The sequence below is a fragment of the Microbacterium resistens genome, from assembly GCF_021172025.1.
Lineage (GTDB): Bacteria > Actinomycetota > Actinomycetes > Actinomycetales > Microbacteriaceae > Microbacterium > Microbacterium resistens.
Genome location: NZ_CP082781.1, coordinates 3,325,105 through 3,349,295 on the forward strand (window position 1 = coordinate 3,325,105; position 24,191 = coordinate 3,349,295).

At 71.7% G+C, this 24,191-nt stretch carries 24 protein-coding genes; 13 read left to right on the top strand and 11 right to left on the bottom strand.

Annotated features, from left to right (window positions below):
• Positions 1 to 116 precede the first annotated feature (116 nt).
• Complete coding sequence (locus tag K8F61_RS15705; protein WP_231819790.1) at positions 117 to 1,256, top strand: bifunctional 2-methylcitrate synthase/citrate synthase; 1,140 nt, start codon at positions 117 to 119, stop codon at positions 1,254 to 1,256.
• Positions 1,257 to 1,629: 373 nt separating this feature from the next.
• Here K8F61_RS15705 and K8F61_RS15710 read toward each other — a convergent pair whose 3' ends face one another.
• Positions 1,630 to 2,220 (bottom strand): antibiotic biosynthesis monooxygenase, encoded by a 591-nt coding sequence (locus K8F61_RS15710; protein ID WP_231819791.1) that lies wholly within the window; start codon positions 2,218 to 2,220, stop codon positions 1,630 to 1,632.
• A gap of 108 nt (positions 2,221 to 2,328) precedes the next feature.
• Here K8F61_RS15710 and K8F61_RS15715 point away from each other — a divergent pair, with 108 nt between their 5' ends.
• The 6 genes from K8F61_RS15715 (at position 2,329) to K8F61_RS15740 (ending at position 9,347) form a co-directional block, all read left to right on the top strand.
• Positions 2,329 to 3,507, top strand: a complete 1,179-nt coding sequence (locus K8F61_RS15715; protein WP_231819792.1) for a thiolase family protein — start codon at positions 2,329 to 2,331, stop codon at positions 3,505 to 3,507.
• A gap of 562 nt (positions 3,508 to 4,069) precedes the next feature.
• A complete protein-coding gene (locus tag K8F61_RS15720) occupies positions 4,070 to 5,572 on the top strand; it encodes a CoA-acylating methylmalonate-semialdehyde dehydrogenase (protein WP_231819793.1) in 1,503 nt (500 codons plus the stop codon).
• Between the two features lie 45 nt (positions 5,573 to 5,617).
• The gene (locus tag K8F61_RS15725) at positions 5,618 to 6,769 is read left to right on the top strand and encodes an acyl-CoA dehydrogenase family protein (protein WP_231819794.1); all 1,152 of its coding nucleotides are present in this window, start codon (positions 5,618 to 5,620) and stop codon (positions 6,767 to 6,769) included.
• Between the two features lie 32 nt (positions 6,770 to 6,801).
• Positions 6,802 to 7,704 carry a 3-hydroxyisobutyrate dehydrogenase gene (mmsB, locus tag K8F61_RS15730; RefSeq protein ID WP_231819795.1) on the top strand — a complete coding sequence of 301 codons (903 nt, stop codon included), beginning with the start codon at positions 6,802 to 6,804 and terminating at the stop codon, positions 7,702 to 7,704.
• Between the two features lie 360 nt (positions 7,705 to 8,064).
• Positions 8,065 to 8,841: an enoyl-CoA hydratase-related protein gene (locus K8F61_RS15735; RefSeq protein ID WP_231819796.1), complete on the top strand. Its 777-nt coding sequence runs from the start codon at positions 8,065 to 8,067 to the stop codon at positions 8,839 to 8,841.
• Positions 8,838 to 9,347, top strand: coding sequence for a putative immunity protein (locus K8F61_RS15740; protein ID WP_067242513.1), 510 nt, complete (start codon positions 8,838 to 8,840; stop codon positions 9,345 to 9,347). Before K8F61_RS15735 ends, K8F61_RS15740 begins: the two co-directional genes overlap by 4 nt.
• A 45-nt stretch (positions 9,348 to 9,392) precedes the next feature.
• Here the strand turns inward: K8F61_RS15740 and K8F61_RS15745 are convergent, their stop codons facing one another.
• The 4 genes from K8F61_RS15745 to K8F61_RS15760 are packed head-to-tail and all read right to left on the bottom strand — an operon-like array spanning position 9,393 to position 12,267.
• Positions 9,393 to 9,836, bottom strand: coding sequence for a YdeI/OmpD-associated family protein (locus K8F61_RS15745; protein WP_231819797.1), 444 nt, complete (start codon positions 9,834 to 9,836; stop codon positions 9,393 to 9,395).
• A 10-nt stretch (positions 9,837 to 9,846) separates the two neighbouring features.
• A complete protein-coding gene (locus K8F61_RS15750) occupies positions 9,847 to 10,320 on the bottom strand; it encodes an SRPBCC family protein (protein WP_067242506.1) in 474 nt (157 codons plus the stop codon).
• Positions 10,320 to 10,853 carry a MarR family winged helix-turn-helix transcriptional regulator gene (locus K8F61_RS15755; RefSeq protein ID WP_067242503.1) on the bottom strand — a complete coding sequence of 178 codons (534 nt, stop codon included), beginning with the start codon at positions 10,851 to 10,853 and terminating at the stop codon, positions 10,320 to 10,322. The genes K8F61_RS15750 and K8F61_RS15755 overlap by 1 nt, the downstream gene beginning before the upstream one ends.
• Positions 10,854 to 10,863: 10 nt before the next feature.
• Positions 10,864 to 12,267, bottom strand: a complete 1,404-nt coding sequence (locus K8F61_RS15760) for an MFS transporter (RefSeq protein ID WP_067242500.1) — start codon at positions 12,265 to 12,267, stop codon at positions 10,864 to 10,866.
• 73 nt (positions 12,268 to 12,340) lie between these two features.
• Here K8F61_RS15760 and K8F61_RS15765 point away from each other — a divergent pair, with 73 nt between their 5' ends.
• Complete coding sequence (locus K8F61_RS15765) at positions 12,341 to 13,405, top strand: MBL fold metallo-hydrolase (RefSeq protein WP_231819798.1); 1,065 nt, start codon at positions 12,341 to 12,343, stop codon at positions 13,403 to 13,405.
• On the opposite strand, the gene K8F61_RS15770 is transcribed toward K8F61_RS15765, so the two are convergent.
• The 5 genes from K8F61_RS15770 to K8F61_RS15790 all read right to left on the bottom strand — a co-directional run bounded on the left by K8F61_RS15770 (position 13,389) and on the right by K8F61_RS15790 (position 17,669).
• The gene (locus K8F61_RS15770; protein WP_157517845.1) at positions 13,389 to 13,832 is read right to left on the bottom strand and encodes a nuclear transport factor 2 family protein; all 444 of its coding nucleotides are present in this window, start codon (positions 13,830 to 13,832) and stop codon (positions 13,389 to 13,391) included. The two genes, K8F61_RS15765 and K8F61_RS15770, sit on opposite strands and share 17 nt — an antisense overlap.
• Entirely contained in the window at positions 13,829 to 14,293 is a 465-nt protein-coding gene (locus tag K8F61_RS15775) for an acyl-CoA thioesterase (protein WP_231819799.1), read from the bottom strand. The genes K8F61_RS15770 and K8F61_RS15775 overlap by 4 nt, the downstream gene beginning before the upstream one ends.
• Positions 14,290 to 15,039 (bottom strand): SDR family NAD(P)-dependent oxidoreductase, encoded by a 750-nt coding sequence (locus K8F61_RS15780; RefSeq protein WP_231819800.1) that lies wholly within the window; start codon positions 15,037 to 15,039, stop codon positions 14,290 to 14,292. Before K8F61_RS15780 ends, K8F61_RS15775 begins: the two co-directional genes overlap by 4 nt.
• Before the next feature lie 81 nt (positions 15,040 to 15,120).
• On the bottom strand, positions 15,121 to 16,719 hold the full coding sequence (locus K8F61_RS15785; protein ID WP_231819801.1) for a flavin-containing monooxygenase: 1,599 nt from the start codon (positions 16,717 to 16,719) through the stop codon (positions 15,121 to 15,123).
• A complete protein-coding gene (locus tag K8F61_RS15790; protein ID WP_231819802.1) occupies positions 16,716 to 17,669 on the bottom strand; it encodes an alpha/beta hydrolase in 954 nt (317 codons plus the stop codon). Before K8F61_RS15790 ends, K8F61_RS15785 begins: the two co-directional genes overlap by 4 nt.
• Positions 17,670 to 17,767: 98 nt before the next feature.
• Here K8F61_RS15790 and K8F61_RS15795 point away from each other — a divergent pair, with 98 nt between their 5' ends.
• Positions 17,768 to 18,331 (top strand): PadR family transcriptional regulator, encoded by a 564-nt coding sequence (locus tag K8F61_RS15795; protein ID WP_219086952.1) that lies wholly within the window; start codon positions 17,768 to 17,770, stop codon positions 18,329 to 18,331.
• Between the two features lie 139 nt (positions 18,332 to 18,470).
• Here the strand turns inward: K8F61_RS15795 and K8F61_RS15800 are convergent, their stop codons facing one another.
• Positions 18,471 to 19,247 (bottom strand): SDR family NAD(P)-dependent oxidoreductase, encoded by a 777-nt coding sequence (locus K8F61_RS15800; protein WP_219086953.1) that lies wholly within the window; start codon positions 19,245 to 19,247, stop codon positions 18,471 to 18,473.
• Between the two features lie 137 nt (positions 19,248 to 19,384).
• On the opposite strand from K8F61_RS15800, the gene K8F61_RS15805 reads away from it, so the two are divergent.
• The 4 genes from K8F61_RS15805 to K8F61_RS15820 all read left to right on the top strand — a co-directional run bounded on the left by K8F61_RS15805 (position 19,385) and on the right by K8F61_RS15820 (position 24,087).
• Complete coding sequence (locus K8F61_RS15805; protein ID WP_231819803.1) at positions 19,385 to 20,599, top strand: ABC transporter substrate-binding protein; 1,215 nt, start codon at positions 19,385 to 19,387, stop codon at positions 20,597 to 20,599.
• Between the two features lie 90 nt (positions 20,600 to 20,689).
• Positions 20,690 to 21,547, top strand: a complete 858-nt coding sequence (locus tag K8F61_RS15810; protein WP_219086954.1) for a branched-chain amino acid ABC transporter permease — start codon at positions 20,690 to 20,692, stop codon at positions 21,545 to 21,547.
• Position 21,548: 1 nt separating this feature from the next.
• Positions 21,549 to 23,372, top strand: a complete 1,824-nt coding sequence (locus tag K8F61_RS15815; RefSeq protein ID WP_231819804.1) for a branched-chain amino acid ABC transporter ATP-binding protein/permease — start codon at positions 21,549 to 21,551, stop codon at positions 23,370 to 23,372.
• Positions 23,365 to 24,087, top strand: coding sequence for an ABC transporter ATP-binding protein (locus tag K8F61_RS15820; RefSeq protein WP_231819805.1), 723 nt, complete (start codon positions 23,365 to 23,367; stop codon positions 24,085 to 24,087). Before K8F61_RS15815 ends, K8F61_RS15820 begins: the two co-directional genes overlap by 8 nt.
• Positions 24,088 to 24,191: the final 104 nt, after the last annotated feature.

Below are 24,191 nucleotides of genomic sequence, written 5' to 3' on the forward strand. Positions count from 1 at the left end.
GAGACGAAACCCACCCGGCCGCGCGAGGAGCGCAGCGACGAGACGAAACCCACCCGGTCGTTGAGCGAGGAGCGCAGCGACGAGACGAAACGCGTCGACCGACACGAAGGAGTGACATGAGCGATCCGGACATCAAGAAGGGCCTCGCAGGCGTCGTCGTCGACACGACGGCGATCTCGAAGGTCAACCCCGAGACCAACAGCCTGCTGTATCGCGGGTATCCCGTGCAGGAGCTCGCGGCCACGCAGCCGTTCGAGGCGGTCGCCTACCTGCTGTGGCACGGCGAGCTGCCGGACCAGGGCCAGCTCGACGCGCTCCGGGCGGCCGAGCGCTCGCACCGGGCGCTGGCCGACAACGTCAAGGCGGCGATCGACCTGGTGCCGGTCTCGGCGCACCCGATGGACGAGGTGCGCACGGCGGTCAGCCTGATCGGGGCGTCCGACGCGAACGGAGCGGGATCCGTGCTCGACGCGAGCGGAAGCCGGGAGGAGAACCTCGAGCGCAGCGTCCGCCTGTTCGCCGCGCTTCCGGCCATCGTCGCCTACGGACAGCGCCGCCGTCGCGGACAGGAGATCGTCGCCCCGCGCGACGATCTGGACTACTCGGCGAACTTCCTGTGGATGACCTTCGGCGAGGAGCCGGATCCCGTGGTCGTCGACGCGTTCAACCGCTCGATGATCCTGTACGCGGAGCACTCCTTCAACGCGTCGACCTTCACCGCGCGGGTGATCACGTCGACCCTCAGCGATCTGTACTCCGCGGTCGTGGGGGCCATCGGCGCGCTCAAGGGCCCGCTGCACGGCGGGGCGAACGAGGCCGTGCTGCACATCTTCGACGAGATCGGGAGCGCGGACCGTGTCACCGGCTGGCTGGACGAGGCCCTCGCGGAGAAGCGGAAGATCATGGGCTTCGGGCACCGCGTGTACAAGAACGGCGATTCTCGGGTGCCGACCATGAAGGCGGCGCTCGACACGCTCGTCGCCCACTACGACCGTCCGGAGGTCGCCGAGCTGTACGACGCCCTGGAGCGGGAGTTCGTCTCCCGCAAGGGGATCCACCCGAACCTCGACTACCCGTCGGGTCCGGCGTACAACCTCATCGGGTTCGACACGCTGACCTTCACGCCGCTGTTCGTCGCGTCGCGGGTCACCGGATGGACCGCGCACGTGATGGAGCAGGCGGCGGCGAACGCGCTCATCCGCCCGCTGTCGGCCTACGTCGGCGTCGACGAGCGGCACGTCCCCTCTGCGGGGTAAGGCCCGTCCCCCCGAGTCGCGTCTCGACGCGGCGCCTCTCCCGGTCGTCGAGCGAGGAGTGCCGCGACGAGTCGAAACGTGGTGGCGGTTCTCGGTCGTTGAGCGAGGAGCGCAGCGACGAGACGAAACGCGGTGGCGGTCCCGCGGTGTGAGGGCGGTCCGCTGCGCGATGGCCTCGTCCGTCGCGCGGTCCCCCGCCGTCCTTCGGTCGGCTCCCGCCAGGCCCGATGCCGGCGCGTCGGACGAGGCCATCGCTCCGCTCGGCTCCGGGGTCACCGCGTTTCGTCTCGCTGCGCTCGCTCAACGACCGACACTTCTTTCGGTCGTTGAGCGAGGAGCGCAGCGACGAGTCGAAACGCGGTGACCGGGCGTATCACCGGTTCAGCCAGGACCTCAGCATCCGGGTGACCCACGGCAGGACCGCGTAGGTCATGATCGGCGTGAGCACGAGCGTCGTGACGAGCACACGCAGCCAGATCGGTACCGCGTCCCATCCGGGCACCGGCGTCATCAGGTACGTGAACAACAGGTTCACCGGGAAGAAGCCGAGCCAGATCGACACGGCCTGCTTCCACCGCGGCGGGGTGTGCACGAACGCGACCGTCGTCGTGCCGGTGCGCGTGGCGTCGGGCACCGTGACCGGTCCGGTCGCGGGCTCGTCGAACCAGCCCTCGATCCCGGTGCGGCGCTGCGTGCGCTCGCTGCGGACGAAGCCCTCGCCCATCGAGAGCCACCACGCGCGCTCGCCGGACGACTCCCAGGCCTCCAGCTCCGCCTCGCTGCCGAAGCGGTACAGCATGTGCCAGTGATGGGATCCCTCCCCGTCGCGGACCCAGCCGGATCCGAGGAACCCGGGGTAGGAGCTGGCGAGGTTCACACCGGTCTGCACCCAGGCGGTGGCTTCGGCGATGCGGGAGGGGTCGACCTCGCGGCGGATGGAGACGGTGACGGGGATGCTGGACATTCTGGGTCCTCGGGTCGTGCGTGCTTGTGGCGTGGTCGAGTGTACGCACCCCGTGTTTCGCGGATGTTGCACGAGGCCCGCCCCTCGGACGAGGGGGAGAATCGGAGCATGAGCAACGAAGCCGTGATCGTCGACGTCGTCCGCACCCCGGTCGGCCGGGGCAAGCCCGGGGGCGCGCTCAGCGGCGTGCACCCGGTCGACCTGGCCGCCGGGGTCCTCACCGCGCTCGTGGAGCGCACCGGCGTCGATCCGGCGCAGGTCGACGACGTGATGCTGGGCTGCGTGAGCCAGGTGGGGGAGCAGGCGATGAACGTCGCCCGGCAGGCGGTGCTCGCCGCCGGGTTCGACGAGGCCGTCCCTGCGACCACGATCGACCGGCAGTGCGGGTCCAGCCAGCAGGCCGTGCACTTCGCCGCGCAGGCGATCGCCGCGGGCGCCGCGGACATCGTGATCGCCGGCGGGGTGGAGTCGATGAGCCGCGTGCCGCTCGGATCCTCGCTCGGCGGCGTCTCGCCCCTGTCGCCCCGGATGCGGGAGCGCTATCCGGAGGGGCTCGTGAACCAGGGGGTGTCGGCCGAGCTCATCGCCTCCCGGTGGGAGCTGTCGCGAGAGACCCTCGACGCCTATGCCGCCGAGTCCCACCGCCGCGCGGCGCAGGCGTGGGCGGACGACGCGTTCGCTCCGAGCCTCGTTCCGGTTCCGGAGGCGCCCGAGGCGCGGGAGGACGAGACGGTGCGTGCCGGCGCGACCGCGGACGCGCTCGCCGCCCTCGCCCCCGCCTTCCGCACCGACGCTCTCGCCGGGCGGTTCCCGGAGCTGGACTGGCGGATCACCGCCGGCACCTCGTCGCCGCTGACCGACGGCGCCTCCGCCGTGCTGCTGATGAGCGCGGACCGGGCGGAGCGGCTCGGTCTGCGCCCGCGCGCCCGGATCCTCGCCACCGCGGTGGTGGGAGACGATCCCCTGTTCATGCTGACCGGCCCGATCCCGGCGACGAGGCGCGTCCTCGATCGGGCCGGGCTCTCCCTCGACGATCTCGACGCCTACGAGGTCAACGAGGCGTTCGCGTCCGTGCCGCTGGCGTGGGCGGCGGAGCTCGGAGCCGATCCGGCCCGGCTGAACCCCTGGGGCGGCGCGATCGCCCTGGGGCATGCGCTGGGGTCCTCCGGCACCCGACTCCTCGGCACGCTGCTCGATCACCTGGAGGCCACGGGCGGCCGCCGGGGCCTGCAGACGATGTGCGAGGGCGGCGGCATGGCCAACGCCCTGATCCTCGAACGCCTCTGACCCCACCTCCCCACCCCCTCTCCCCGCCCCCTCTCCCCGCCCCCTCTCCCCCCCGGGGCTCCGCGTCATCCGGTTTCGGGGTCGTTTCCGGGGTTCCGGGGCCCGCCTCAGCGCCGATTTCCCCCAGATCGAACCCCGAACCCGATCCCCCTCCCGCTCCCCAGGTCCCGGGTTCGGGGCTCACGGCGGGGGAATGGGGCCCGAATCGGGGCCGATCGACCCCGGGACAGACCCCGAACCGGATTCGGATCCCCGGATCCCCGAGCAGGGGCGACCCCGAGAAAGAAAGAGGGGACCCCCGCCGACCCGATTCGGCGGGGGTCTCGCGGTGCGGAACCGCGACGGGCGCCCGTGAGAAAGGCGATCCCGGTGGCGCGGAGACGACGGTCACCCGATCCGGTCTGAGTACGTGTCCGCGCACACACTGTTGTACGCGGCCGAGGTGACGAGGAGGTGAACGCGGAGGGAAGGCTCGGGCGAATACTTGGGCACCCTAGTAATTCCCATGGGATCCACGTACCATCGTCATGATGCCAATGGCGGCACGAGAGGATCGAGCACAATGACCCGTGACATCCCGCACTTCCTAGGCGGATCGCGTGTAGAGGGCGTCTCCGGACGATTCGGAGACGTCTTCGAGCCGAGCACCGGCGCCGTCCAGGCCCGCGTCCCGCTCGCGGATGCGTCCGAGGTGCGCGCCGCGATCGCGAACGCCGAGGCGGCGCAGCCCGACTGGGCCGCGACCAACCCGCAGAAGCGCGCCCGTGTCTTCATGCGCTTCCTGGAACTGCTCCGCGACGAGACCCCCGCGCTGGCGGAGCTGCTGTCGCGCGAGCACGGCAAGACGCTCGACGACGCGAAGGGCGACATCCAGCGCGGCGTCGAGGTCATCGAGTTCTGCATCGGCGCTCCGCACCTGCTCAAGGGGGAGTACTCCACCGCGGTCGGCACCGGGATCGACGTCTACTCGCTGCGCCAGCCGCTGGGCGTCGTCGCCGGGATCACCCCGTTCAACTTCCCGGCGATGATCCCGCTGTGGCAGATGGGCCCCGCGATCGCCGCGGGCAACGCCTTCGTCCTCAAGCCCAGCGAGCGCGATCCCTCGGTGCCGGTGCGGATCGCGGAGCTGTTCCTCGAGGCCGGGCTCCCGGCCGGGGTCCTCAACGTCGTGCACGGCGACAAGGAGGCCGTCGACACCCTGCTGACCGACCCGCGGATCCGGGCGGTCGGCTTCGTCGGCTCCACCCCGATCGCCGAGTACATCTACACCACCGCCTCCGCCCACGGGAAGCGTGCGCAGTGCTTCGGCGGTGCCAAGAACCACCTCGTCGTCATGCCCGACGCGGATCTCGACCAGGCCGCGGACGCGCTGATCGGAGCGGGGTACGGATCGGCCGGCGAACGCTGCATGGCGATCTCGGTCGCGGTGCCGGTGGGCGAGGAGACGGCCGAGGCGCTGTCCGCCAAGCTCGCCGAGCGGGTGGCGGCGCTGAAGGTCGGCCCGTCGCTCGCCGACGGGGTCGACTACGGTCCGCTGGTCAACCGCGCCGCCGTCGAGCGCGTCGAGGGCTACATCCAGCAGGGGATCGACGCCGGCGCCACGCTCGTCTCCGACGGCCGCGGGCTCACGGTCCCGGGGCACGAGGACGGCTTCTATCTCGGCCCCACCCTCTTCGACCACGTGACCACCGACATGTCGATCTACCGCGAGGAGATCTTCGGACCGGTGCTCGTGATCGTCCGGGCGAAGGACTACGAGGAGGCGCTGCGGATGTGCTCGGATCACGAGTTCGGCAACGGCGTGGGGATCTTCACCCGCGACGGGGACGCCGCCCGCGACTTCGTCGCCCGGGTCGAGGTCGGGATGGTCGGCGTGAACGTCCCCATCCCCGTCCCGATCGCCTACTTCACTTTCGGCGGATGGAAGCGCAGCGGCTTCGGCGACCTCAACCAGCACGGCGCCGACGCGTTCCGCTTCTACACCAAGACCAAGACGGTGACGAGCCGCTGGCCCGCGCACGGCGTGCGCGAGGGCGCCAGCTTCGTCATCCCCACGATGCACTAGCGCCCACCCTCCGCGCCACGAGCACGACCCCACGAGGAGACACCGATGACCATGGTCACCACCACGACCGCCGAGGAGCGCGAGGCGATCCTCGATGCCGTCCGCGACTTCGCCGCCACGGAGCTGGAGCCGTTCGCCGCGGAGCGGGACGAGAAGCACCTCTTCCCGCGCGAGAGCCTGCACCGCGCGGGGGAGCTCGGCCTCGGCGGCATCTACGTCCGTGAGGAGTCCGGCGGCACGGGGCTCTCCCGCGTCGACACCGTGGCGATCTTCGAGGCGCTCGCCGAGGGGGATCCGGCCGTGGCGGCGTACATCTCGATCCACAACATGGTCGTCGGGATGATCGACGGCTACGGCACGGAGGCGCAGCGGGCCCGGTGGCTGCCGTCGCTGACCAGCATGCAGGCGTTCGGCGGGTACTGCCTGACCGAGCCGGGCGCGGGATCGGACGCCGCGGCGATCGCGACGAGCGCCATCCGCGACGGCGACGACTACGTGCTGACCGGGGTGAAGCAGTTCATCTCCGGTGCGGGCGAGGCGGCCGTCTACGTCGTGATGGCGCGCACGGGGGAGCCGGGCGCGAAGGGGATCACCGCCTTCCTCGTGCCGGCCGACGCTCCGCGGCTGAGCTTCGGCGCGCCGGAGAAGAAGATGGGCTGGCACGCGCAGCCGACCCGGCAGGTGATCCTGGACGAGGTGCGGATCCCGGCGCAGAACGTGCTCGGCGAGGAGGGCCGCGGCTTCGCGATCGCGATGTCGGCCCTCAACGGCGGACGGCTGAACATCGCCGCCTGCTCGATCGGCGGCGCGCAGTGGGCCCTGGACCGGGCGACGCGCTACGTGCACGAGCGCTTCACGTTCGGCGAGGCGCTCGCCGAGAAGCAGTCGATCGTCTTCGCCCTCGCCGACATGCGCACGGAGCTGCACGCCGCGCGTCTGATGGTCAGGGACGCGGCCGAGGCGGTGGACGCCGGCGCCCCCGACGCGGCCGCCCGCTGCGCCATGGCGAAGCGCTTCGCGACCGACGCCGGCTTCGACGTGGCCAACCGCGCCCTCCAGCTGCACGGCGGCTACGGCTACCTTCAGGACTACGGGATCGAGAAGGTGGTGCGGGACCTCCGCGTGCACCAGATCCTGGAGGGCACGAACGAGATCATGCGCCTGATCGTCGGGCGCGACGTCCTCAAGGGCGTGTGAGCGCCCGTCGGGGCGCGCGGAAGGAGCGGACGATGAAGATCGCATTCCTGGGCCTCGGGCACATGGGCCTGCCGATGGCGAGGAACCTCGTCGGAGCGGGCCACGACGTGATCGGGTTCGACGTCGTGGCCGCGGCGGTCGAGGCGGCGCGGGCGGCGGGCATCCCGGTCGCGACGTCCGGCACGGAGGCGGCCTCCGGCGCGGACGTGGTGCTGACGATGTTCCCCAGCGGTCGGCACGTGATCGAGGCGTACGACGGCGGGCTCCTCGCCGCCGCGCCTCCGGGGACGCTGTTCATCGACTCCTCCACGATCGCGGTGGACGAGGCGCAGACCGCTCACGAGAGGGCCGTGGCGGCGGGGCACCGCAACATCGACGCCCCGGTGTCCGGAGGAGTGGTCGGCGCGGAGAACGGCACGCTCGCGTTCATGGTCGGCGGATCCGACGAGGACTTCGCGGCGGCGCTGCCGCTGTTGGAGGCCATGGGGAAGCGGATCGTGCACTGCGGCGGGCCGGGGCTCGGACAGGCCGCGAAGGTGTGCAACAACATGATCCTCGCGGTGTCGCAGATCGTCGTCGGAGAGGCCTTCGTCCTCGCCGAGCGGCTCGGGCTGGAGCACCAGGTGCTCTACGACGTCGTGTCGCAGGCGTCGGGGCAGTGCTGGGCGCTGAGCACGAACTGCCCCGTCCCCGGCCCCGTGCCGACGAGCCCGGCGAACCGCGACTATCAGCCGGGCTTCGCCGGTGCGCTGATGGCCAAGGACCTGGGGCTCGCGCTGCAAGCGATCGAGGCGACGGGCACCGATGCGCGGCTGGGGCGCCTGGCGCAGGAGATCTACGCCGCCTTCGCCGCGGGGGAGGGCGGGGGCCGCGACTTCTCCGGCATCATCACCGACATCCGCGACGCCTCCGCCCCTCCCGTCCCAACCCCTTGACCCCATCCCCGGCCCCAATCCCGACCCCAATCCCGACCCCCATCCCCAATCCCGACCCCAATCCCCATCCCGAACCCCCACCCCCACCCGGACCCCAATCCCCGTCCCGGACCCCAATCCCCGCCCGCGACCCCACCCTGTCCCGATCTGCACACCCGAACCCGGTCTGCACAGCAGTTTCGGCGTTCCCTGTGCAGATCGGGACAAAGTGTGCAGATCGGGACCGGGACGGGGCGGGACCCGGACGGGGCGGGACCGGGAGGGGGTGGGAGGGGGAGGGGAATCCCGTGGGGCGGGAGAGGGTGTCCGGAGCATCGGTGATACTGGAAGGGTTGCAGCGCCGCGACGGAGGGGAGAGACATGACCGAGTACGAGACGATCATCGTCGAACAGCGAGGACGCGTCGGATGGATCACCCTCCATCGCCCCGAGGCGCTCAACGCGCTGAACTCCCGGATCGCCGCGGAGGTCACCGCCGCGGCCGTCGCCTTCGATGAGGACGAGGGGATCGGAGCCATCGTCGTCACGGGCTCCGAGAAGGCGTTCGCCGCCGGCGCCGACATCAAGGAGATGGAGTCGATGTCGGCGGCCGAGATGACGGCCACGGACCACTTCGGCGTCTGGCGCGACTTCGCGGCCGTGCGCACCCCCGTCATCGCCGCGGTCTCCGGCTATGCGCTGGGCGGCGGCTGCGAGCTGGCGATGATGTGCGACATCATCCTCGCGGCCGACACCGCGCGGTTCGGCCAGCCGGAGATCAACCTCGGCGTGATCCCGGGGATGGGCGGCACCCAGCGGCTGATCCGCGCGGTCGGGTACTACAAGGCGGCCGAGCTCGTCCTGTCCGGCCGTCTCATGGACGCCGCGGAGGCCGAGCGGTCCGGCCTCGTCTCCCGGGTGGTTCCGGCCGCCGACCTCCTCGCCGAGGCCGAGAAGCTCGGGACGACGATCGCCTCCAAGTCGCTGCCCTCCGTGTACGCGGCCAAGGCGGCGCTGGATCAGGCGATGGAGACGACCCTCGCGGACGGGCTCGCGTTCGAGAAGCAGGCGTTCGCCGCGCTGTTCGACACCGCGGACCAGAAGGAGGGCATGGCCGCCTTCCGGGAGAAGCGCCCCCCGGAGTTCCAGCACCGATGAACGCGTCGACGCCCTCCGCCTCCCCGTCCGCAGACGAGGAGATCCGCATCGAGACCGGCGGGCTCGGCGCCCTGGCGATCCCGGACGACACCGACCTGACTCTGTCCGAGGACGATCGCCGGGAGCTCGTCGCGTGGACGGTGGCGTGCGCCGAGCGTCTGCTGCCCCTGTTCGTCGCGGAGCGTCCGGACGATCGTCGTCCGCAGGAGGCGCTGGACGCCGCGTGGGCGTTCCTTCGCGGCGAGCTCGACATCGAGGCCGTGCGCGAGCGTGCCTTCGCGTGTCACGCCGCGGCTCGTGAGGCCGAGGATCCGGCGGCCGGGGCCGCCGCCCGGGTGTGCGGGCAGGCCGTGGCGGTGGCGCACATGGCCGGTCACAGCCGCCAGGTCCCGCGGCACACGGCGAAGGCGTTCCCCCACGATCGTGCGCGTCGCGACGAGGAGCTGGCCTGGCAGCGGATGAACATCCCGGCCCGGTTCGACCGTTACGTCTACGAGGGCGACTGACCGGATCCGACGTGGCGCAGGCCGCGGGACCCGGGGGACCGCCGGTCAGGCGTCGCGGAGCTCGGTGAGGATCTTCGCGATGCGCCGCTCCCGGGTCGCATCCTGCTTGGCCTCGTCCACCGCCCGCGCCATCTCCTTGCGGCGGGTGTAGGAGAGCCCGTCGAAGGACGCCGCCAGACCGGCCTCGGCGAGGGCGTCCGCGAGAGGACCCGGGACGTCGACCGTGCGCTCCGCGGTGTCCTGGACGATCACGGCGTCGAGCTCGTCGCCGAGGTCGACGCCCAGCTCAGCGCGCACCGCCTTGCTGAAGCCGATGAGGTTCTTCCCGCCCATCCGGGCCAGGCGCAGCCGCGCGGTGCGGTCGCCGATCGTCACGGTGACGGGGAACGCCTTGGCGTCGCCCAGCGCCGCGACCTGCTCGTCGGTGAGCACGATCGCGCCGGCAGGGCCCATGGGCTCGAGGACCGTGCGGAGTCGGAGTTCGCTCATGCGCGTCAGCCTACGGCGCGTCGAGCCCGGGCGACAGGGCGAGCGCGCGCCGCTCGAGCACGTCGTTGCGCTCCCGGATCAGCCGCTCGAGGTGGCGGCCCATGAGCGTCGCGTCGACGAGCCGGCCGAGCACTCCGAACGGCGAGCGGAAGCGGATCTCGTCCCGCATGCGGGTTCCCCCGGGGATCGCCGTGAACGCATGCCGGTGGCGGAACTCGGCGAAGGGGCCGCGCACCTGGTGGTCGATGAAGCCGTGGGGCTCGTCGACGTCGTGGACGAGGGAGGTCATCCGGAAGCGGATCCCGAAGTGCCGCGCGCTCCAGGTGATCTCGTCGCCCTCGCCGAGCTGCTCGGCCGGTGCGGTGCCGACGATCCGCTCCCGGTGGCGGGACATGGACTCGACGTGCACGTCGGCGTCGAGAGACAGCCCGAACACGAGGGCGACGGGCGCCGCGATGTCGCGTTCGAGCACGAAGGAGGGCATCAGAGCGGATCCGGCTGCGGTCGGGGGTCGGCGAAGTCGCCGGCGCCCTTGCGCAGGCGCGCGACGATCGCGACGAGGTCGGCGGCGTCCGCGGCGGACAGCCCCGGCGCGCGGAAGACCTCCGCGTTGAGCGCGGAGGTCGCCTGCTCCACGACGGCCCGCCCCTCCTCGGTGAGGGCGAGCATCGCCGCGCGTCCGTCGTGCGGGTGGGGCTCGCGGCGGATGAGCCCGTCGCGTACCAGGCGATCCGCGGTGCTCGACATGCTCGTCGCGTGCACCTGGAGCCGGGCGACGACGCTCGACAGCGGCAGGTGCCCCTCCCGGCTGAACGCGAGCAGGCGCAGCACCTCGTAGCGCGCGAAGCTCAGCCCGAAAGGGCGCAGGGTCTGGTCGACCCGCGCCTGCAGGAGCTGCTGGGCCCGCATGACCGAGATCACCACCGACATGCCGTCGGCGGCGTCGTGCCACCCGTGCGCCAGCCACTGCCGCTTCGCCTCGGCGAGCGGATCGATGGGCAGCGGGCGACGGCTCACGGGTCCTACGCTACCGTCGCGTCCCGGCCGCTCCGCGCCGCGGCACGACCAGGGCGAGGGCGCCGGCGGCGGCCGAGAAGCCCGCGACCGTGATCAGGGAGGCGGTGAGGCCGGTGTCGGACAGGAAGTCGGGGTCGGCGGTCGCGGGCCAGGACACCAGCGCGAACGCGAACGCCGCGCTGGCCACGGCGCCGGACAGGGCGCGCACGAGCGAGTTCACGCCGTTCGCGGCGGCCACGTCCGCGGCGGGGGACGCCTCGGTGATGAGCGCGGGCATCGCGGCGAACGCGAACGCGATCCCCGCGCCGACGAGACCGGAACCGAGGACGACGAGCACCACGTCGCCGTGCGCGACGGCGCGGAAGAGGAACGCGGCCGCCATCACGGCGCATCCTCCGCACAGCGTCGCTCGCCCCCCGAACCGGGACAGCGCGCGGGCGGCGGCGGGCGCGAGCAGGATCATCAGCACCGCCGACGGCGCGAGCACCGCCCCCGCGACGACCTCCGGCAGGCCGAGCCCCATCCTCGTCTCGACCGGTCCCAGCGCCTCCTGCATGGTGAGCAGATGGTTCGCGAACATGCCGAACGTGGCGAAGAAGGAGGCGATGTTGATCTGCAGCACCGGGGCGCGCAGGGCGGCGCGCACGTCGACCACGGGGCGGGGATGCCGCCACTCCCAGGGGAACCAGATCGCGAAGCCGAGGACGGCGACGACGGCGCAGACGATTCCGGCGGCGCTCGTCAGGCCCCACGACGTTCCCTTGGAGATGAGCAGGAGGAGAGCGGTGAGCGCGACGGCGAGCAGCGCGGTGCCGAGCACGTCGAAGCGCTGCGGGCCGCCCCGGGGGCTCTCCCGTGTCGTCATGGCGATGAGCCCGCCCACGACCACGCCGGCCACGGCGGAGAACCAGAAGATCGCGGGAAGCCCGCCGGCGGCGGTGAGGACTCCGGACAGCACCAGACCCAGAGCGGACCCGATGCCCAGCGTGCCGCTCATCAGGGCGATCCCCAGCACCGCCCTGGTCCGGTCGAGGAGCGCCGCCATGAGCCCGATCCCGAGGGGGATCACGGCGTTCGCCGTCCCCTGGAGCGCCCGGCCGATCAGCACGGCCGTGAAACTCGGCACGGAGGCGGCGACGACCGAGCCGACGACGAGCAGGCCGACCGACAGCAGCAGCATCCGGCGGCGGCCGTAGAGGTCCCCGAGCCGGGTGAGGACCGGGGTGCCCAGAGTCCCGGTGAGCAGCGTGATCGTCACCAGCCAGACGGCGTCCTCGGCGGGGACGCCGAGCTCGGCCGGGACGAGCGGCAGCGCCGGCATGAGCAGGGTGAACTGGAGCGAGGCGATCATCCCGGTCAGCGCCAGGACGCCGATGGTCAGCCGCGCGGATCGTCCGTGTGCGGAACCGGCCATGCCCTGCCTCTCGAACAAGCGCTTTGTAGGGTGAGCCTATCGCGCGGCACCAAGCGGTTGCTAGGGTGGGCGCATGTCCGCACCGTCCGCACCCCCGCAGGACCCGATCGTCGTGACGAGCCCCGCGCAGGCGGAGGCCTGGAGGCGGCGGGAGTCCGCCCCGGTCGAGGAGGTCGCGGACGGCGTGTGGGCGATCCCCGTGCCGATCCCCGGGGGCGGGATCCCCGCCACGCTCAGCTATGCGCTGATCGGCGAGGACGGCGTCCACCTGATCGATCCCGGCTGGGGCGGGGAGCGGACGCGGGACACTCTCGAACGGGCCCTCCTCGCGCGCGGTCGGCGCATCGCGGACGTGCGGACGGCCGTCGTGACGCACTTCCATCCGGACCACCTCGGGGCTGCGGACGGCATCCGGCGGGAGAGCGGCGCGGCGCTGGTCCTCTCCGGGAACGAGCGCCGCGTCCTGGCCCGTCAGACGCATCCGTCGGCCTCGGACGAGGTCGAGTACCGGAGTCGCCTGGAGGAATGGGGAGTCCCCGGCGGGCGGCGCGCGGAGCTCCTGGCGGGCTTCGACCGGCCCTCGCTCGTGGAGGACACCGAACCCGACCTGCTCGTGGCGGACGGCGACGAGCTGCGGCTGGCGGGCCGCGTCCTGGAGGTCGTGGCGACGCCCGGGCATACCGGCGGGCACGTCTGTCTGGCGGACCGGGCCGCTCGTCTGCTGTTCACGGGCGATCACGTCCTGCCGCAGATCAACTCCGGGGTCGGCATCGGCTCCCTCCCCGGTGACGAGCCGCTCGGCGATCTGCTGTCCTCGCTGGAGCGGCTCGCCGAGTTCGACGACTTCGAGGTGCTTCCCGGGCACGAGTACCGGTTCACCGGCCTCGGATCGCGTCGCCGCCAGATCGCCGCGCATCATCTCCGGCGCACCGCGGAGGTGGCGGCCGTCGCGGACGAGCTCGGCGACGCGCCGATCTGGCAGTACGCCCGGCGTCTGACCTGGACCGCGGGGTGGGACGCGCTGACCGACTTCTCCCTGCACTCGGCCCTGCAGCAGACCCAGATGCACCGCGACCTCGTGCGGAGCGGACGAGCCGACGAGCTGTTCGCCCGGTACGGGATCACTCCCGGCGGATGACCCGCCGACGGACCCGCCAGCCCGCGGGCGTCCGGACGAGCTCGTCGTCGTAGCCGCCCATCGCCGTCAGCACGGGCGTCGCGTCCGTCTCCCGGTAGTAGCGGAAGTAGGCGCGACTGCGGGCGGTGTCGCCGGAGACCTCGACGGTGATCGTCGAGACGTCGTGTCGCGTGGCGCTCCCCGGTCCCTGGATCCCCGCGGCACGGCGCTCCCGGACGCCCTCGCGCAGCGCCTCGCGTCCGGAGATGGGTCCCGCCTCCAGCGGCAGCCCCGTGGCGTGGACGAGGTCCCACACCGCGTCCGCCGTGAAGCAGTCGAGGTAGTCCTCCACATCGCCGTGATCGGCGAGCTGGGCGATCCGCCCGAGGAGCAGCATGATCTCCTGTCGGTCGGCGACCGTGCGCAGGAGCGCGGGGTCCGTGCTCATGCGGGCCCCGCGGCCCACGCCGTGAGGCGCTCGCGGAGCAGGTCCGGGATGCGGATGGTGCTCTGGTCGGGCGAGACGGTCACGAGGGTGTTCGACGCCCTCGCCACGACGACGCCGTCGTCCACACGGGTCATCTCGTGGGTGAAGCGGAAGGAGGACGTTCCGACGTCACCCACCCGCAGATCGATGCGGATCCGGTCGAGCAGCCGCGCTGCGGCCAGGTACTCGCACTGCGTGGCGCGGGAGACGGTCCACCACCCGTAGCGCTCCTTCAGCTCGTCCTGGCGGAGCCCCTGCAGGAAGAGGAACTCCGTCTGCACGGCCTCCATCTTCGGGAACCAGGCCGCGTAGTAGAGGATCCCGGCCGGGTCGGTGTCCGCGTAGGTGAGGCGCACCACGTGGCTGTGCAGCGCGGGGCGGGCGGGCGGTGCCGGGGCGTCTGTGCGCGCCGGAGTCGTCATTGGGTCACGGTCCAGCCGCCGTCGACGGGCAGGAGGACGCCGTTGACGTATCCCGCGAGCGGTGAGAGCAGGAACAGCGTCGCCCACGCGATGTCGGACGGGGAGGCCATCCGGTGCAGCGGGATCCGCTCCAGCACCTGCCGGCCCAGCGGGCTTGCGGCGAACCCGGCGAGACGCGGCGTGTCCGTCATCCCGGGCGCGACGCCGTTGGCGCGGAACGCCTCGGCGCGATGCGCCGCGAGATGACGCACGTAGCCCATGATCCCCGCCTTCGACGCGGAGTACCAGGCGTTGTCGGTGCCGACGAGATTTCCGGCGACCGAGGTGGTGGCCACCATCGCGGGGAGTGCGTCCCCGGCCGGGAGATCGTCGGCCCAGGCGTCGGTCATCCGGCGGACGCTGCCGATGCACACCGCGAGCGCCTGGTCGAAGGGCAGAGCGCTGCTGGAGGCGGGGCCGGCGTTGTTGTGCAGGTACCGGATCCCGCCGAGTGCGGCGCGCGTGTCGGCGAAGCCGGCCCGTACCGCCTCGTCGTCGCCTACGTCGGCGACCCAGGTGTGCACGGTGCCGCCGGCATCGCGCACCGCGGCCGCGGTCTCCTCCAGGCCCGCGGGGGCCAGGTCCCACAGGCTCACCGACAGCCCGAGCCGAGCCGCGTGCAGGGCCGTGGCGCGGCCGATGCCGCTTCCGGCGCCGGTGATCAGCAGGACGTCGCCGGGGGTGAACCCGAGATCGGGCGTGCTCATGATGATCCTCCTCGACCAAGCATTTGTTTGCTCTGCACCCTAGCCCCATCCGTCCGGAGGCGCCATACCGGAACGCCGCGGTCAGCGCCGGGACAGCACGAAGCCGCGGTAGCCCTCGGCGGCGACCTCCTCGGCGTGCTCGATGTAGCGGCGGAATCCGCCGATGTACGGGAGGAAGCCGCGCGCCTTGCCCTCGATGTTCGCGCCGGTGTACCACGAGTCCGCGCCGGCGAACAGCGTGCCGGCCGCGACCCGGGCGGTCTCCTCCGTCCACGCCTGCGCCGCGTCCTCGCGCGCCTCGGCCGACGTGTAACCGTGCGCGAGGCAATGGTCGATGAGTCGCAGCGCGTACTCGCCCTGCTGCTCCGAGGTCAGAGCCATGTTGGCCAGGACGCTGGGCGTGCCCGGCCCGTTCAGGGGGAACAGGTTCGGGTAGCCGGGCAGCCCGATGCCGAGATGGGTCACCGGGAACCGGGTCCAATCCTCCCGCAGGACGCGTCCCTCCCGCCCGCGGATGTCGATCGCCGTGAGGGCGCCCGTCATCGCGTCGAATCCCGTCGCGAAGACGATGACGTCCAGCTCGCGCAGGCCCGACGCGGTTCGGATGCCACTCGGCTCGATCCCCGTGATCGGATCCCTGCGGAGGTTCACGAGGTCGACGTGCGGCAGCGCGAAGGTCTCGTAGTAGCCGCTGTCCGTGCAGATGCGTTTGGTGCCGAGGGGGTGACCGGTCGGCGTGAGGTCGGCGAGGACGTCGGGATCGGACACCGTGGCGGCGAGCTTGCGCTCGAAGAAGTCCCGGGCCGCGTCGTTGACGACGGGGTCCGTCGTCACTCCGGCGAAGGCCTTGGCGAAGAGCACGCCGCCGCGCGTCCAGCTCTCCTCGAACACCTGCTCGCGCTCATCCTCGGAGGCGTCCGCGAACGGCACGGGGTGCGACGACCAGGGGGACCCTGCCGGGCTGTGCCACGAGACCGCGCGGCGATGGGCGAGCCCCTCCTGCTGACGTGCCCATTCGTCGTCGTCGATCGGTCGGTTGAACGCCGGCACGCTGTAGTTGGCCGTCCGCTGGTAGACGACGAGCTCGACGGCCTGTTCGGCGATGATCGGCACCGCCTGGATGCCCGAGGAGCCGGTTCCGATCACGCCGACGCGGAGGCCCCGGAGATCGACCGGTTCTGTCGGCCAGGACGATGTCTGGAGCACACGCCCCGCGAAGGTGTCCCGTCCCGGGATGTCCGGCAGCAGGGGCTGCGACAGGCAGCCGCTCGCCATCACCACCCACCGCGCCCGCACCTCGAGCCCGGAGCCGGTGCGCAGGGTCCAGCGCTGGTCCGGGTCGTCCCAGACGGCCTCGATGACACGCTCCCCGAAGCGGTAGTGCCGCCGGATGTCGAACCGGTCGGCGACGTGGTTCAGGTAGCGGAGGATCTCGGGCTGCGTCGCATAGCGCTCGCTCCAGCGCCAGTCGCGCTGGAGGTCGTCGTCGAACGAGTAGGAGTAGTCGATGCTCTCGACGTCGCAGCGCGCGCCCGGGTAGCGGTTCCAGAACCACGTGCCGCCGACGTCGTCCGCCGCTTCGAGGCCGATCACGTCGAGTCCGCGGCGGCGAGCGTGCACCGTCGTGTAGAGACCGGCGAACCCGGCCCCGACGACGACGAGGTCGTGCGTGGAGATCATGCGTGCTCCTGTCGGTGCGGGGCGAAGAGGGAGCGGATGTCGGCCCACAGCATGTCCGCGGCGGCGCGAGCCGGGCCGTACCCGGGGATCGTGAGGAAGCCGTGGAACTGGTCGGGATGGTGCCGGTGGAGCACCACGCCGCCGGCCTCGCGCAGCTGCTCGGCGTAGGCGGCGCCCTCGCCGTGCAGGGGGTCGAGCCCGGCCGTGACCACGATCGCGGGTGCGACCCCTCGGAGATCCGCGGCGCCGGGGGCGATGCGCGGGTCGGCGGCGGCGCGGTCCCGCGTCGCACGATCGGCCGGATCCGCCCCGAGGTAGTGCCGCCAGTACGCGGCCAGGATCGCCGCCGTGATGAAGTACCCGTCTGCGCGGGTCCGGTACGTCTCGGAGGACATCGTCGGGTCCAGGAACGGATACAGCAGCACCTGCCCGCGCACGCGCACCGCAGCATCTCCGCGGAGGGCGACCGCCGCGCCGGCGGCGAGGTTCCCGCCCGAGCTGTCGCCGGCCACCAGGATGCCGTGCGCGCCGTGCCCGCGCTGCACGGTCCAGCGCACGGCGGCGACCATGTCCTCCCACGCGGCGGGCGCCCGATGCTCGGGGGCCTTGCGGTATCCGACGGAGACGACGGGGCCGCCCGTGCGTCGCGCCCAGGTGCGGCACCAGCCGTCGTGTCCTTCGATGGATCCGTGCAGGAAGCCGCCGCCGTGGGCGTAGACGGTGGTCGGGACCCCCGCGATCGCATCCTCCGGGTGCGGTCGGTACAGGCGCACGGGGAGGCCGTGGCCCCCGACCTCGAGGCGGTGGTCCTCGGCGTCCGCCACGTCGTCCAGGTTGCCGGGCGGACGGATCCGCGCGTCGACCGCGGCGCGCGCCTCGAGCGGCGGAAGGGCGGCCACATCCGGGAACGTCTCGTTCAGCAGGGCGAGCAGCCGTCGCGTCTCGTCCATCCCGATCTCCTTCGATCAGCTGGGCTCATGACGGGGTGTCACGGCAATATGACTAACAGTCATAGTACATTTAGTCATATCTTTCCAGAGGGGCGGCGATGGCGATCGACGAGGACGACACGGACCTCCCGGCGACGACCTGGGCGGTGCTCGGGATCCTGTCGTTCGGGACGGAGCTGTCCGGATACGACGTGAAACGCTGGGCGGATCAGAGCCTGGCCTTCTTCTACTGGGCGCCGTCGCAGAGCCAGATCTACACCGAGCTGCGCCGCCTGGAACGGCTGGGGCTCGCCGTCTCCCGGGTCGAGCAGACGCACGCGGCCAAATCCCGGCGGCTGTACGAGATCACCGAGGCGGGGCGCGAACGCATCGCGCACTGGGCCGACGCCGTTCCCGCCGACCCCGTGGTGCTCAAGCACTCCCACATCCTCCGCCTGTGGGCCGCCCACAACGGCGACCTCGACGGCCTTCGCCGGGCCCTCGTCGCGTACCGCGACGAGGCGCTGGTGCGGGCGGGCCGCGCGGCGGCGCATGCGGAGGGCGCGCTGCGCGAGCCGTCGTGGCGGTTCTCCTCGCTCGCGCTGGAGTGGTCCGACCGGTTCTACCGTGACGAGGCCGAGCGGATCGACTGGCTGCTGGAGCGCCTGCAGGGCATGGCGTGAGACCCGGGGGCGTTTCGTCGCGCGGAGACCTGCGCTGAGCGAGCGCAGCGAGTCGACGTGTCGCTCAACGACCGGTGGGTCTCGGTCGTTGAGCGAGGAGCGCAGCGACGAGACGAAACGCGTCCCCGGCGGTGCGGGCTCAGACTCCGAAGCCGCCGTCGACGTCGAGCTTCTGGCCGGTGATGAACCCCGCGGCCGGCGAGGCGAGGAACGCCACCGCCTCGGCGATGTCGGCGGCCGTGCCGAAGCGGCGCAGCGGGATGTTCCCGCGGGCGACCTCGAGGGCGCGTTCGTCGAGATCCCCGGAGGCCATCAGCCGTGCGGACATCCCGTCCCAGAGCATGCCGGGCCCCACGCAGTTCACGCGCACGCCGTACCGCCCCTCCTCCGCGGCGAGTCCGCGTGCGAGCGCCTCGACGCCGCCCTTGGGGGCGGCGGACAGCCCGTCTCGCACGGGGTACCGGCGGGTCGCGGCGCTCGTGACCGCCGTCAGCGATCCGGCCGATGCGCGCAGCGCGGGCAGGAAGGCGCGGGCGATCGAGAAGAACCCGACGAGGTCCTCGTCGACCTGTGTCGCGAACTGCTCCACCGTGACCGTGGAGAGATGCTTCATCGGCACGTGCGGCCCCGCGGCGTGCACGACCGTGTGCACGCCGCCGTGCTCGGCGACGAGGGTCTCGGCGAGCACGGCGGCACCGTCCGCGTCGCGGACGTCCAGGCGGTGCGCGACGGCGCGCGGGCCGAGCTCGTCGAGGAGATCGGTCGGGGCGGCGCTGCGGTGCGTGACGCAGACGGTCAGGCCGTCCGCCGCGAGGCGTCGCGCCACGGCCCGGCCGATGCCGCCGCCGCCCCCGGTGACGACGGCGACGCCGTGTCGTTCAGGGCGGGCAGGGGGATCCGGTTCGGTGGGGGTCATCGCCCGACCGTATCACCGCGCACAAGCAAGTGACCGTTCGGTCTTGCCCGGAATACTGACATGTGTTTGAATCAAGCAAGCGTTTGGTTTGCGTCTGCCCGTTCGCTCCTCCGCTCAATGATGAGAAAGGCACTTCCATGCGTATCACCCGAATCGCAGCAGTGACCGCCGGCGTCCTCGCCGCGTCGCTCACCCTCGCCGGCTGCGGCGGAGGCGGGGCGGCGGAGGGCTCGTCCGAACAGCCCGGCTCCGACGAGCCGATCACCGTCGTCGTCCTCGGCGGCATCGGCGCGGAGGGCGTCCTGGCCGACAACGCCACCACGTCCGTGACCGCCGCGAAGGCCTCCGTCGATGCGATCAACGCCGACGGCGGCATCCTCGGGCGCGAGGTCCAGATCGAGGTCGTCGACGACACCGCGGACCCGACCGTCGCCGTCACCAAGCTCCGCGAGCTGCTGGCCAGCGAGAAGCCCGTCGCAGTGATGAACTCGGGCCCCTCCACGGTCGCCGAGGCCACGATCCCGATCCTCGGTCAGAACCAGATCCTCTCGTTCAACATCGGCCCGACCGCGACGTCCGGCGACCCGTCGGTGAACCCGCTCAACTTCGATCTGTCGGCCTCCGTCCCCGACTACATCGGCTCCTTCGTCCACGAGATCGAGCAGCGCGGCTACGCGAAGGTCGCGATCCTGCACGGGTCCAGCGCGTACGGCGAGCTCTTCGGCAAGCAGTCCAAGGACGCGTACACCGAGGCCGGCATCGAGGTCACCGGGATGCAGGGCTTCGACAACGCGGCCCTCGACATGACCGCTCAGCTCGAGGCGCTGAAGGAGACGAACCCCGAGGCCCTGGTGCTGGACGCGTACGGCGCGCCCCTCGGCTACGTGCTGCAGAGCCTGGAGAAGCTCGGCTGGGACATCCCGGTCCTGGGCAACACCTCGGTGGCCGCCACCCAGCTGATCGCGACCGAGCCGCCCTCCGGCGTCCTCGGCACGGACCAGGTCAAGAACCTGACCATGCAGGTCTACACCAGCACGAAGCACGACCCGAGCGACGACAAGGTCAACGCGGCGGTCGAGACCATGATGGCCGCCGGAGACATCCGGTCCTCGCTGATCCTCGCCTACAACTACGACTCGATGTTCCTGCTCAAGGCGGCGGCGGAGTCAGCGGGCTCGCTCGAGGCCGAGGCGCTCGCCGAGGCCCTCGTGGATCCGGAGGTGCAGAAGTCGGCGGGCACCGTGATCCTTTCTCGCTACGGCTTCACCGCCGAGTCGCACACCCCGCACGTCACGCCCGAGGACTTCCTCTTCATCCCGCCGGGCAAGCTCGTCAACGGCCAGTACCAGTAACGGAGCGCGTCCGCCGACCGGCGGCCCCGGATCCTCGACCGACGATCCGGGGCCGCCGCGCAGGAAGCAGTGACGGAAGGACCCCGACCCATGACGATCATCTGGTCCGGTCTCGCCCTCGGCGCGGTCTACGCGCTCGTCGCGATCGGCTACAACATCGTCTTCCTCTCCCAGAAGACGTTCAACTTCGCCCAGGCGGCGCTGATGATGCTCGGCGCGTTCCTCGCCTACCTCGGCATCGCCGTGATGGGTCTGCCGTGGTGGCTGGTCGCGATCGGCGCCGCCGTCATCGTCGGCGGCATCGCGGCGCTCGAGGAGCGCATCGCGATCCGCCCCGTCAAGGACATGCACAACCTGCTCGTCACCACGCTCGGCGCCTCCATCATCATGGAGGGCGTCGCGCAGGTGATCTGGGGCGGCGAGCCGCGCCGGGTCCCGTTCTTCCTCGGCGATCAGGTGCTCACCGTGGCCGGCGGGCGGATGTACCCGGTCGAGATCGCGCTGGTCGTGCTGGTCGTCCTCATCGTGGTCGGGCTGACCCAGTACGCCAAGCGGAGCATGAACGGCCTGGCCCTCCTCGGTATGAGCGAGGACCGCGAGGCCGCGCAGCTGCGCGGCGTGAACGTGCGCCGGTTCGCGCTCATCGCCTTCGTCTTCACCGGCGTGCTCGCCGGGTTCCTCGGCGTCTTCGTGGGGCCGAAGACCTACGCGGTCGCGACCCTCGGGGCCTCTCTCGCGCTCAAGGGCTTCGTGGTCCTCGCGATCGGCGGCTTCGGATCGCTGTGGGGGACCCTCGCCGGCGGGGTCATCGTGGGTCTCACCGAGGCCCTGGCCAGCCGGTACATCGGATCGGACTTCGCGAACCTCAGCGTCTTCCTGATCCTCATCCTCATCCTCATGGTCAAGCCGACGGGGCTGTTCACCCGTCGCAGGGAACGGGCGGTGTGACATGGCGACGTTCTGGCTGAGACTCCGGGCGGTCCCGGGGTGGATCTGGCCCCTCGCGATCGGCGCCGTGCTGCTCGTGCTGCCGTTCCTCGGCACCGGCTACGCCGTCACGCGGCAGATCGAGCTGACGCTGCTGCTCGCCCTCATCGTGTCCGGACTGAACCTCTCGCTGGGCTATGCCGGGGAGCTGGCCATGGGCCAGGTCGCGATGTACGCCGCCGGCGCCTACACGGCGGGGCTGATGAGCAAGGCGGGGATCACCGACCTGCTCCTGCAGCTCGTCGCCGGTGCGCTGGTGGCCCTCGTCGTCGGCCTGATCTCCGGCATCCCGGGGCTGCGGATGGGGAGCTGGTCGCTGGCGATGACCTCGTTCTTCCTCATCCTCCTCGTCCCCGACCTGCTGTCGATGTTCAAGGACGTCACCGGCGGACGCAACGGGCTGGCGGGGATCAAGCCGCCGACGCTGTTCGGCGAGATGGTCGATCCGCGGACCTACTACCTCGTGATCGCGGTCATCGCGATCCTCTGGTTCGCCGTGATGCGCAACCTCGTCGTCTCCCGGCACGGCACGGCGCTGCGCGTTCTCAAGCAGAGCCCGGTGCTCGCGTCCTCGATGGGCATCTCGGTGTTCCGGACCAAGCTCACCGCGTACGCGCTCGGCGCCGTGCCGGCCGGTCTCGCCGGCGTGCTCTTCGCCAACCTGGACCTGTTCATCTCCCCGGAGGCCTTCGCCTTCTCGTTCGCGATGACGGTGCTCGCCGCGTCGATCTTCGGCGGGTCCGCGAGCGTCTACGGGGCCCTGGCCGGGGCAGCCGTGCTCCAGTTCGGGATGAACCAGGCCACGAACTTCCAGCAGTTCGGCCTGATCATCTCGGGCGCCTTCCTCCTGATCGGAGGGGTCGCGTTCACCGGCGGACTGTCGGGGCTGCTGCGAGGGCTCGTCCGACGGGCGGATCGCGCGGCGAAGGCGGCGGCGGGCGTCACGGCGGCGCCCCTCGCCGCGGGGGAGATCCCCGCCATGGCCGGAGCCGTGCTCGAGACCGAGCGGGTCTCGAAGGCGTTCGGCGGGAACCGGGCCCTCGCGGAGGTGAGCGTCGTGGCTCGACCGGGTGCCGTGACGGCGGTCATCGGGCCCAACGGCTCCGGCAAGACCACCCTGCTGAACATGGTCTCGGGCTTCTACCGGACCGACGCTGGGACGATCCTGCTCGACGGCGAGCAGATCCAGGGGCTGCCCAGCTACCGCGTCGCCCGCAGCGGCGTGTCCCGCACGTTCCAGACCCCGAACATCCCGGAGAAGCTGACCGTCTTCGAAGCCGTCCTCGCCGGACGCTACGCCGGCGACCGGGTGAGCGTGCTCTCCTCGGTCCTGCGTCTGCCGCGCTACCGCAGGGTGGACCGTGCGGACCGCGATGGCGCCGAGCGCGCCCTGGCCCTCGTGGGACTGGACGGGCAGCGTGACGAACTGGCCGACTCGCTCCCGCTCGGCCAGCGCCGGCTGCTCGAGGTGGCACGGAGCCTGGCCGCCTCCCCGAAGGTGCTGCTGCTGGACGAGGTGGCGTCGGGCCTGGACGAGGACGAGCTGGAGGTCCTGGAGGGCCTGATCGTCCGGCTCCGCGCGGCGGGCATGACCGTCGTGCTCGTGGAGCACAACTTCCAACTGGTGCTGCGCCTGGCCGACGACATCTACGTGCTCGCGCAGGGCACGGTGATGGCGCACGGCTCCCCGGAGCAGATCGAGAGCAACCCGCGCGTGATGGAGGAGTACCTCGGGGTCTCCGTCGAGCACGATGCGGCCGTCACGGCAGGAGAGGGCGATGACTGACGACGTGCTGCTGGAGGTCTCGAACCTGCAGACGGGATACGGCGATCTGCGGGTTGTCCGCGACGTGTCGCTGACCGTCCGCGCGGGCCAGATCACCGTGCTGCTCGGCCGCAACGGAGCGGGCAAGACCACGACGCTGCGCGCGATCTCCGGCCTCAACCGCACCGCCGGCGGCACGGTCCGCTACCTCGGCGCGCCGCTGGAGGACGCTCCGCACAAGCGTGTCGCACGGGGGATCTCCTACGTCCAGGAGGGCAAGCGCGTCTTCCACGAGCTCACCGTGGAGCAGAACCTCCTCCTCGGCGGGTTCTCCCGGCGCGTCGGGAAGCGTGCGCTGATCGACACGCTGCCGGAGATCTACGACCTGTTCCCGATCCTCGCCGCCAAACGGGGGCTCGCGGCGGCCAGCATGTCCGGAGGGCAGCAGCAGATGCTCGCGATCGGGCAGGCGCTGATGGCCCGCCCGAAGCTGCTGATCCTGGACGAGCCGAGCCAGGGGCTCGCGCCCGTCATCGTCAAGGAGGTGATGGAGCGCGTGCACGCCCTGAAGCAGACCGGTCTCGGGATCCTCCTCGTCGAGCAGGCGGTCCAGGACTCCGTCGCCATCGCCGACGAGGTGAGCGTGATCGAGATGGGCCGGACGGTGCTGTCCGGGGCGGCCTCGACGGTCACGCTGGAGGAGCTGCAGAAGGCCTACTTCGGCGCCGCGGCCTGATCGCCGGTCGTCGACCGAGCGAGACGGGGCCTGCCCAGGTCCTGCCCCGGGGCTCGCGCCCTCCCGCAGCATTCGCACCCTGCCGCGGCATTCGCACCCTCCCG

Excerpts from the sequence above, each read along its gene's own strand:
- K8F61_RS15705 (WP_231819790.1), top strand. The coding sequence starts at position 117 with ATGAGCGATCCGGACATCAAGAAGGGCCTCGCAGGCGTCGTCGTCGAC.
- K8F61_RS15710 (WP_231819791.1), bottom strand. The coding sequence starts at position 2,220 with ATGTCCAGCATCCCCGTCACCGTCTCCATCCGCCGCGAGGTCGACCCC.
- K8F61_RS15715 (WP_231819792.1), top strand. The coding sequence starts at position 2,329 with ATGAGCAACGAAGCCGTGATCGTCGACGTCGTCCGCACCCCGGTCGGC.
- K8F61_RS15720 (WP_231819793.1), top strand. The coding sequence starts at position 4,070 with ATGACCCGTGACATCCCGCACTTCCTAGGCGGATCGCGTGTAGAGGGC.
- K8F61_RS15725 (WP_231819794.1), top strand. The coding sequence starts at position 5,618 with ATGACCATGGTCACCACCACGACCGCCGAGGAGCGCGAGGCGATCCTC.
- mmsB (WP_231819795.1), top strand. The coding sequence starts at position 6,802 with ATGAAGATCGCATTCCTGGGCCTCGGGCACATGGGCCTGCCGATGGCG.
- K8F61_RS15735 (WP_231819796.1), top strand. The coding sequence starts at position 8,065 with ATGACCGAGTACGAGACGATCATCGTCGAACAGCGAGGACGCGTCGGA.
- K8F61_RS15740 (WP_067242513.1), top strand. The coding sequence starts at position 8,838 with ATGAACGCGTCGACGCCCTCCGCCTCCCCGTCCGCAGACGAGGAGATC.
- K8F61_RS15745 (WP_231819797.1), bottom strand. The coding sequence starts at position 9,836 with ATGAGCGAACTCCGACTCCGCACGGTCCTCGAGCCCATGGGCCCTGCC.
- K8F61_RS15750 (WP_067242506.1), bottom strand. The coding sequence starts at position 10,320 with ATGCCCTCCTTCGTGCTCGAACGCGACATCGCGGCGCCCGTCGCCCTC.
- K8F61_RS15760 (WP_067242500.1), bottom strand. The coding sequence starts at position 12,267 with ATGGCCGGTTCCGCACACGGACGATCCGCGCGGCTGACCATCGGCGTC.
- K8F61_RS15765 (WP_231819798.1), top strand. The coding sequence starts at position 12,341 with ATGTCCGCACCGTCCGCACCCCCGCAGGACCCGATCGTCGTGACGAGC.
- K8F61_RS15770 (WP_157517845.1), bottom strand. The coding sequence starts at position 13,832 with ATGAGCACGGACCCCGCGCTCCTGCGCACGGTCGCCGACCGACAGGAG.
- K8F61_RS15775 (WP_231819799.1), bottom strand. The coding sequence starts at position 14,293 with ATGACGACTCCGGCGCGCACAGACGCCCCGGCACCGCCCGCCCGCCCC.
- K8F61_RS15780 (WP_231819800.1), bottom strand. The coding sequence starts at position 15,039 with ATGAGCACGCCCGATCTCGGGTTCACCCCCGGCGACGTCCTGCTGATC.
- K8F61_RS15785 (WP_231819801.1), bottom strand. The coding sequence starts at position 16,719 with ATGATCTCCACGCACGACCTCGTCGTCGTCGGGGCCGGGTTCGCCGGT.
- K8F61_RS15790 (WP_231819802.1), bottom strand. The coding sequence starts at position 17,669 with ATGGACGAGACGCGACGGCTGCTCGCCCTGCTGAACGAGACGTTCCCG.
- K8F61_RS15795 (WP_219086952.1), top strand. The coding sequence starts at position 17,768 with ATGGCGATCGACGAGGACGACACGGACCTCCCGGCGACGACCTGGGCG.
- K8F61_RS15800 (WP_219086953.1), bottom strand. The coding sequence starts at position 19,247 with ATGACCCCCACCGAACCGGATCCCCCTGCCCGCCCTGAACGACACGGC.
- K8F61_RS15805 (WP_231819803.1), top strand. The coding sequence starts at position 19,385 with ATGCGTATCACCCGAATCGCAGCAGTGACCGCCGGCGTCCTCGCCGCG.
- K8F61_RS15810 (WP_219086954.1), top strand. The coding sequence starts at position 20,690 with ATGACGATCATCTGGTCCGGTCTCGCCCTCGGCGCGGTCTACGCGCTC.
- K8F61_RS15815 (WP_231819804.1), top strand. The coding sequence starts at position 21,549 with ATGGCGACGTTCTGGCTGAGACTCCGGGCGGTCCCGGGGTGGATCTGG.
- K8F61_RS15820 (WP_231819805.1), top strand. The coding sequence starts at position 23,365 with ATGACTGACGACGTGCTGCTGGAGGTCTCGAACCTGCAGACGGGATAC.